The following is a 6,492-nucleotide window of genomic DNA, read 5'->3' as shown; positions in this document are numbered from 1 at the left end:
AGTGTGTCAGTCACTGAAAATGTCGACTGATCCACCGCATTCGCGAGCAAGCCCGCTCCCACATTTTTGACCGCGTTTCAGCCCTTGAGGATGGCCGCATAACCTTCCCGATAGCTCGGGTAAGTTGGTTTCCAGCCCAGAGCCTTCACCCGCGCATTACTGCACTGCTTACTCCCCGCACGCCGCACACTGGCGTCATCCGCCCATTCCGTCACGCCCAGATACTCACGCAACCAGTCCACCACCTCGGCCAACGGCGCCGGCGCATCGTCAACGCCGATATAGACCTTGTCCAACTGACCGCCCTGCTCCACATGCCGCAGCAAAAACGCGAGCAAGCCCGCCGCGTCGTCCGCATGAATGCGGTTGCCATATAAAGGTGGGTCGATCGCCACGCGGTAGCCCTGGCGTACCTGGGTCAGCAGCCATTCACGACCCGGGCCGTAGATACCGGTCAAACGCACGATGCTCGCCGGGATGCTGCTATCGAGCGCCACTTGCTCGGCTTCCAGCATCACTTGCCCGGAATAGCCCTGCGCCTGGGTGTCGGACGATTCATCAACCCACTCACCGTTCTGCTGCCCATACACACTGCTGCTGGAGACAAACAGCAGGTGTTTCGGCGTCTGGCCGTAGTCGTCGAGCCACTCCAGCACGTGCTTCAAGCCCTGCACGTAAGCCGCGCGATACCCGGCTTCGTCGTGGTCCGTCGCGGCAGCGCAATACACCAGGTAATCCACGCCGCCAATCGGCCAGGTGTCCGGGCAGTCCTTGTTGAACAGGTCACCGGCAATGCCGATCACCCCGTCGGGCAGGCGCGAAACATCGCGCCGCAGGCCATGAACCTCCCATTCCGAGGCCAGCAATTGGCTAGCCAGCCGACTACCCACATCACCGCAACCGGCAATCACAACAGAAGGCACAGACATCACAAAACTCCGTTCTCAAAGGTCTAGATTAGCCCTCACAGCTGACCGGCGGCCAGAAAAAGGACAAATAAAGTTACTGTATTACTTCTGTTAACAAGAATTACTTGCAATAATAAGCACCCATTTGTCCTCGGCCCCCTGGGTCTTGATGGACGATCACCCATTTTTTCTTCTCAGGTCCGGCCAGCATGACACGTAATACAACCCCCGCTTCGCCAACCACGTCCCGCGCCTGGCGCGCGATTGCTGCGCTGTTGTTCAGCGTCCTGCTGGCTCCGACCGCAGCCTTCGCCGACGCCACCGCCCCGGCTGCTCCTGCCGCTGCCGAACACAGCACTGCCGCGCCAGCCGCAGCTCCGGCCGCAGCGCCAGCTGCCACCGACCCAGCCCTGGCTGCAGACCCGGCAGCCGCTGACGAAACCGGCGTGGTCCTGGAAGAAGACAACACCCTGGGCATGGCCCACGACCTGTCGCCGTGGGGCATGTACCAGAATGCTGACGTCGTGGTGAAGGCCGTGATGATCGGCCTGGCCATCGCCTCGATCATCACCTGGACCATCTGGATCGCCAAGGGCTTCGAGCTGCTGGGCGCCAAGCGTCGCCTGCGCACTGAAATCGTCCACCTGAAAAAAGCCACCACCCTCAAGGAAGCCAGCGAAAGCGCGACCAAGAAGGGCACCCTGGCCAACACCCTGGTGCACGACGCGCTGGAAGAAATGCGCCTGTCGGCCAACACCCGCGAAAAAGAAGGCATCAAGGAACGTGTGGCTTTCCGTCTTGAGCGCCTGGTGGCCGCCTGCGGTCGTAACATGAGCAGCGGCACCGGCGTGCTGGCAACCATCGGTTCCACCGCACCGTTCGTCGGCCTGTTCGGCACCGTGTGGGGCATCATGAACAGCTTCATCGGCATCGCCAAAACCCAGACCACCAACCTCGCCGTCGTTGCCCCAGGCATCGCCGAAGCCCTGCTGGCCACCGCCCTGGGCCTGGTTGCGGCAATTCCTGCGGTAGTGATCTACAACGTCTTCGCCCGCTCGATTGCCGGCTACAAGGCCCAGGTATCGGACGCGTCGGCAGAAGTCCTGCTGCTGGTCAGCCGCGACCTCGATCACCTGCCTACCGAGCGCAGCTCGCAACCGCACATGGTGAAAGTGGGGTAATCGGCCATGGGCCTGCATTTGAATCAAGGCGACGACGAACTCGTCGAGAACCACGAAATCAACGTCACGCCGTTTATCGACGTGATGCTCGTGCTGCTGATTATCTTCATGGTGGCCGCACCGCTGGCAACCGTGGATATCAAGGTCGACCTGCCCGCCTCCAGCGCCAAGCCGGCGCCGCGGCCAGAGAAGCCGGTGTTCCTCAGCGTCAAGGCGGACCAGCGTCTGTTCCTGGGCGAAGAAGAAGTCAAATCCGAAACCCTCGGCCAGGTGCTCGACGCCAAGACCCAGGGCAAGAAAGACACGACGATCTTCTTCCAGGCCGACAAGGGCGTGGACTACGGCGACCTGATGAGCGTGATGGATGCCCTGCGGGCAGCCGGCTACCTCAAGGTTGGCCTGGTCGGACTTGAGACGGCAGCCAAGAAATGATCACGACGCGCCACAAACTGACGCGTTATGGCACAAGCCTCGCTGTCGTGCTGGGCGTGCATGCCGTCGCGATTATCATCGCGCTTCAATGGTCCGCACCGCACACGGTGCAGTTGCCGCCGGCTGCCATGGTCATCGACCTGGCACCGATGCCCGCGCCGCCACCTCCGGCCCCGCCGAAGGTGGTCACGCCGCCGCAACCGCCAGCGCCGGTCGAAGAACTGCCATTGCCGAAACTGGCCGAAGCACCCAAGCCGACGATCCAGGTGCCCAAGCCGGTCAAGCCTAAACCGAAACCGCAGCCGCCCAAGCCGGTGGAGAAGAAAATCGAGCCGCCCAAGGAGAAACCTTCCGAAGAGCCGCCGAGCGACGCCCCACCGACCAACGCGCCTGCGGAAAAATCGGCCCAGCCCGTACCTGGCCCGTCGCCCCAACAGGTGGCGGCCAAGGCTTCCTGGGAAGGCACCCTGCTGGCGCACTTGCAGAAGTACAAGAAGTACCCGCCGGGCGCCCAGGCCCGTGGCAAGGAAGGCCTGAACCGCCTGCGCTTCGTGGTCGATGGTGAAGGCAACGTGCTGTCCTACGAGTTGGTGGGCCGCTCCGGCAACGCCGACCTGGACCGCGCCACCCTGGACATGATCCGTCGTGCCCAGCCACTGCCCAAGCCGCCGGCCGATATGCTCAAGGGTGGCAGCATCGAGATCGTTGCACCGTTCGTGTACAACATCGAAAAACGCCGCTAAGACAATGTGGGAGAGGGGGTAACCCTCTCCCACATTTGATTTCATACCCCGATAAAATCCCTTTCCCACAAAATCCCCGGCATTCCCCGCTCAATCCCCAACAAACTTCTGATAACGTGCGTCTATCGATTGCAGCCGTTATGCTTGGCCCGCAACCTCATGGACGCCCGCTATGACTCTTACAGAATTACGCTACATCGTGACCCTCGCCCAAGAGCAGCACTTCGGCCACGCGGCCGAGCGTTGCCATGTCAGCCAGCCGACGCTGTCGGTGGGCGTGAAAAAGCTTGAAGACGAACTCGGTGTGCTGATTTTCGAGCGCAGCAAGAGCGCCGTGCGCCTCACCCCCGTCGGCGAAGGCATCGTTGCCCAGGCCCAGAAGGTGCTGGAGCAGGCACAAAGCATTCGCGAGCTGGCCCAGGCCGGCAAGAACCAGCTGACCGCCCCGCTGAAAGTCGGCGCCATCTACACCGTCGGCCCGTACCTGTTCCCGCACCTGATCCCGCAACTGCACCGCGTCGCGCCGCAGATGCCGCTGTATATCGAAGAAAACTTCACCCACGTGCTGCGCGACAAACTGCGCAACGGCGAGCTGGACGCGATCATCATCGCCCTGCCGTTCCACGAGGCTGACGTGCTGACCCTGCCGCTCTACGACGAGCCGTTCCAGGTGCTGATGCCGGCCGACCACCCATGGACGCAAAAAGCTTCCATCGACGCCGCCCTGCTCAACGACAAGAGCCTGTTGCTGCTCGGCGAAGGCCACTGCTTCCGCGACCAGGTACTGGAAGCCTGCCCGACCCTGACCAAGGGCAACGACGGCGCCAAGCACACCACGGTGGAATCCAGCTCCCTGGAAACCATCCGCCATATGGTCGCCTCCGGCCTGGGCATCTCGATCCTGCCGCTGTCGGCCGTCGACAGCCATCACTACGCCCCCGGCGTGATCGAAGTGCGCCCACTGACGCCACCGGTGCCATTCCGCACCGTGGCCATCGCTTGGCGCGCCAGCTTCCCACGGCCCAAAGCCATTGAGATCCTCGCCGACTCGATCCGCCTGTGCTCGGTGGCCAAGCCGCCCGTTGCGAGCTAAGCCCGCGTATGACTGAGCTGTCGCAGGTATCGGTGACGGCACTCAAGGGTGTCGGTGAAGCCATGGCCGAAAAGCTGGCCAAGGTCGGCCTGGAGAATCTCCAGGACGTGCTCTTCCACCTGCCCCTGCGTTATCAGGACCGCACCCGCGTGGTGCCCATCGGCCATTTGCGCCCCGGGCAGGACGCGGTGGTCGAAGGCACCGTCAGCGGTGCCGACGTGGTGATGGGCAAGCGCCGCAGCCTGGTGGTGCGCCTGCAAGACGGCACCGGCGGCCTGAGCCTGCGCTTCTACCACTTCAGCAATGCGCAGAAAGAAGGCCTCAAGCGCGGCACCCGCGTACGCTGCTACGGCGAAGCGCGCCCCGGCGCTTCTGGCCTGGAGATCTACCACCCGGAATACCGCGCCATCACCGGCGACGAACCGCCGCCGGTGGACACCACCCTCACGCCGATCTACCCGCTCACCGAAGGCCTGACCCAACAGCGCCTGCGCCAACTGTGCACGCAGACCCTGACGATGCTCGGCCCAAAAAGCCTGCCCGACTGGCTGCCGCTGGAACTGGCCCGCGACTATCAACTGGCACCGCTGGACGATGCGATCCGCTACCTGCATCACCCGCCGGCCGATGCCGATGTGGACGAACTGGCCCTCGGTCACCACTGGGCCCAGCACCGCCTGGCCTTTGAAGAACTGCTGACGCACCAACTGTCCCAGCAACGCCTGCGCGAAAGCATGCGCTCCCTGCGCGCGCCCGCAATGCCCAAGGCCACAAAACTGCCGGCGCAATACCTGGCCAACCTCGGCTTTGCGCCGACCGGGGCGCAGCAACGCGTCGGCAATGAAATCGCCTACGACCTCAGCCAGAAAGAACCGATGCTGCGCCTGATCCAGGGCGACGTGGGCGCGGGCAAGACCGTGGTCGCCGCCCTCGCCGCCCTGCAAGCGCTGGAAGCCGGCTACCAGGTGGCGCTGATGGCACCCACCGAGATTCTCGCCGAGCAGCACTTCATCACTTTCAAGCGCTGGCTCGAACCCCTCGGCCTGGAAGTCGCGTGGCTGGCCGGCAAGCTCAAGGGCAAGAACCGCGCAGCCGCGCTGGAGCAGATCGCCGGCGGCGCACCGATGGTGGTGGGCACCCACGCGCTGTTCCAGGACGAAGTAAAGTTCAAGAACCTGGCCCTGGTCATCATCGACGAACAGCACCGCTTCGGCGTGCAACAACGCCTGGCCCTGCGCCAGAAAGGCGTGGGCGGGCGCATGAACCCGCACCAGCTAATCATGACCGCCACACCGATCCCACGCACCCTGGCGATGAGCGCCTACGCCGACCTCGACACCTCGATCCTCGACGAACTGCCCCCCGGCCGAACCCCGGTCAACACCGTGCTGGTCACCGACACCCGCCGCGTCGAAGTGATCGAGCGCGTGCGCGGCGCCTGTGCCGAAGGCCGCCAGGCGTACTGGGTGTGCACGCTGATCGAAGAGTCCGAAGAGCTGACCTGCCAGGCCGCCGAAACCACCTATGAAGACCTCACCAGCGCCCTCGGCGAACTCAAGGTCGGGCTGATCCACGGCCGCATGAAGCCCGCCGAAAAAGCCGCGGTGATGGCCGAATTCAAGGCCGGTAACCTGCAACTGCTGGTGGCCACCACCGTGATCGAAGTCGGTGTGGACGTGCCCAACGCCAGCCTGATGATTATCGAAAACCCCGAGCGCCTGGGCCTCGCCCAACTCCACCAATTGCGCGGCCGCGTTGGCCGGGGCAGCGCTGCCAGCCATTGCGTGCTGCTGTACCACCCGCCGCTGTCACAAATCGGTCGCCAGCGCCTGGGCATCATGCGCGAAACCAACGACGGTTTTGTCATCGCCGAAAAAGACCTCGAACTGCGCGGCCCCGGCGAAATGCTTGGCACGCGCCAGACGGGCCTGCTGCAATTCAAGGTCGCCGACCTGATGCGCGACGCCGACCTGCTGCCCGCCGTGCGCGATGCCGCGCAAGCCTTGCTGGAGCGCTGGCCGGAACATGTCAGCCCACTGCTGGACCGCTGGCTCCGACATGGGCAGCAATACGGCCAAGTGTGACGCCTGACTCACTTAGACGACCAACAGATGTACCAAGCTGGTTATACTCCG

Annotated in this window: 6 protein-coding genes; 5 read left to right on the top strand and 1 reads right to left on the bottom strand. The window is 63.7% G+C overall.

Annotated elements, in window-relative coordinates; translation table 11 throughout:
• Window positions 1-77: 77 nt before the first annotated feature.
• Window positions 78-929 (bottom strand): SDR family oxidoreductase, encoded by an 852-nt coding sequence (locus NUV89_RS14005; protein ID WP_257781778.1) that lies wholly within the window; start codon window positions 927-929, stop codon window positions 78-80.
• A gap of 188 nt (window positions 930-1,117) precedes the next feature.
• On the opposite strand from NUV89_RS14005, the gene exbB reads away from it, so the two are divergent.
• The 5 genes from exbB to recG all read left to right on the top strand — a co-directional run bounded on the left by exbB (window position 1,118) and on the right by recG (window position 6,441).
• Complete coding sequence (gene exbB / locus NUV89_RS14000) at window positions 1,118-2,089, top strand: tonB-system energizer ExbB (protein WP_026136668.1); 972 nt, start codon at window positions 1,118-1,120, stop codon at window positions 2,087-2,089.
• A gap of 6 nt (window positions 2,090-2,095) precedes the next feature.
• Window positions 2,096-2,521 carry a TonB system transport protein ExbD gene (gene exbD / locus NUV89_RS13995; protein WP_017735752.1) on the top strand — a complete coding sequence of 142 codons (426 nt, stop codon included), beginning with the start codon at window positions 2,096-2,098 and terminating at the stop codon, window positions 2,519-2,521.
• Window positions 2,518-3,264, top strand: a complete 747-nt coding sequence (locus NUV89_RS13990; protein WP_257781777.1) for an energy transducer TonB — start codon at window positions 2,518-2,520, stop codon at window positions 3,262-3,264. Before exbD ends, NUV89_RS13990 begins: the two co-directional genes overlap by 4 nt.
• Window positions 3,265-3,436: 172 nt before the next feature.
• Complete coding sequence (locus NUV89_RS13985) at window positions 3,437-4,357, top strand: hydrogen peroxide-inducible genes activator (RefSeq protein ID WP_257781776.1); 921 nt, start codon at window positions 3,437-3,439, stop codon at window positions 4,355-4,357.
• 8 nt (window positions 4,358-4,365) lie between these two features.
• The gene (gene recG / locus NUV89_RS13980) at window positions 4,366-6,441 is read left to right on the top strand and encodes an ATP-dependent DNA helicase RecG (protein WP_257781775.1); all 2,076 of its coding nucleotides are present in this window, start codon (window positions 4,366-4,368) and stop codon (window positions 6,439-6,441) included.
• The last annotated feature ends 51 nt before the right edge of the window (window positions 6,442-6,492 follow it).

Origin of the sequence: Pseudomonas sp. 18.1.10 (genome assembly GCF_024655625.1) — a bacterium.
In the GTDB taxonomy this organism is placed as follows: Bacteria; Pseudomonadota; Gammaproteobacteria; order Pseudomonadales; family Pseudomonadaceae; genus Aquipseudomonas.
Note: the sequence above shows the minus strand (reverse complement) of the source record. Positions and strands in the feature narration are given on the sequence as shown.

Coding starts and splice junctions, on each gene's coding strand:
- NUV89_RS14005 (WP_257781778.1), bottom strand. CDS start 929: ATGTCTGTGCCTTCTGTTGTGATTGCCGGTTGCGGTGATGTGGGTAGT.
- NUV89_RS13990 (WP_257781777.1), top strand. CDS start 2,518: ATGATCACGACGCGCCACAAACTGACGCGTTATGGCACAAGCCTCGCT.
- exbD (WP_017735752.1), top strand. CDS start 2,096: ATGGGCCTGCATTTGAATCAAGGCGACGACGAACTCGTCGAGAACCAC.
- recG (WP_257781775.1), top strand. CDS start 4,366: ATGACTGAGCTGTCGCAGGTATCGGTGACGGCACTCAAGGGTGTCGGT.
- NUV89_RS13985 (WP_257781776.1), top strand. CDS start 3,437: ATGACTCTTACAGAATTACGCTACATCGTGACCCTCGCCCAAGAGCAG.
- exbB (WP_026136668.1), top strand. CDS start 1,118: ATGACACGTAATACAACCCCCGCTTCGCCAACCACGTCCCGCGCCTGG.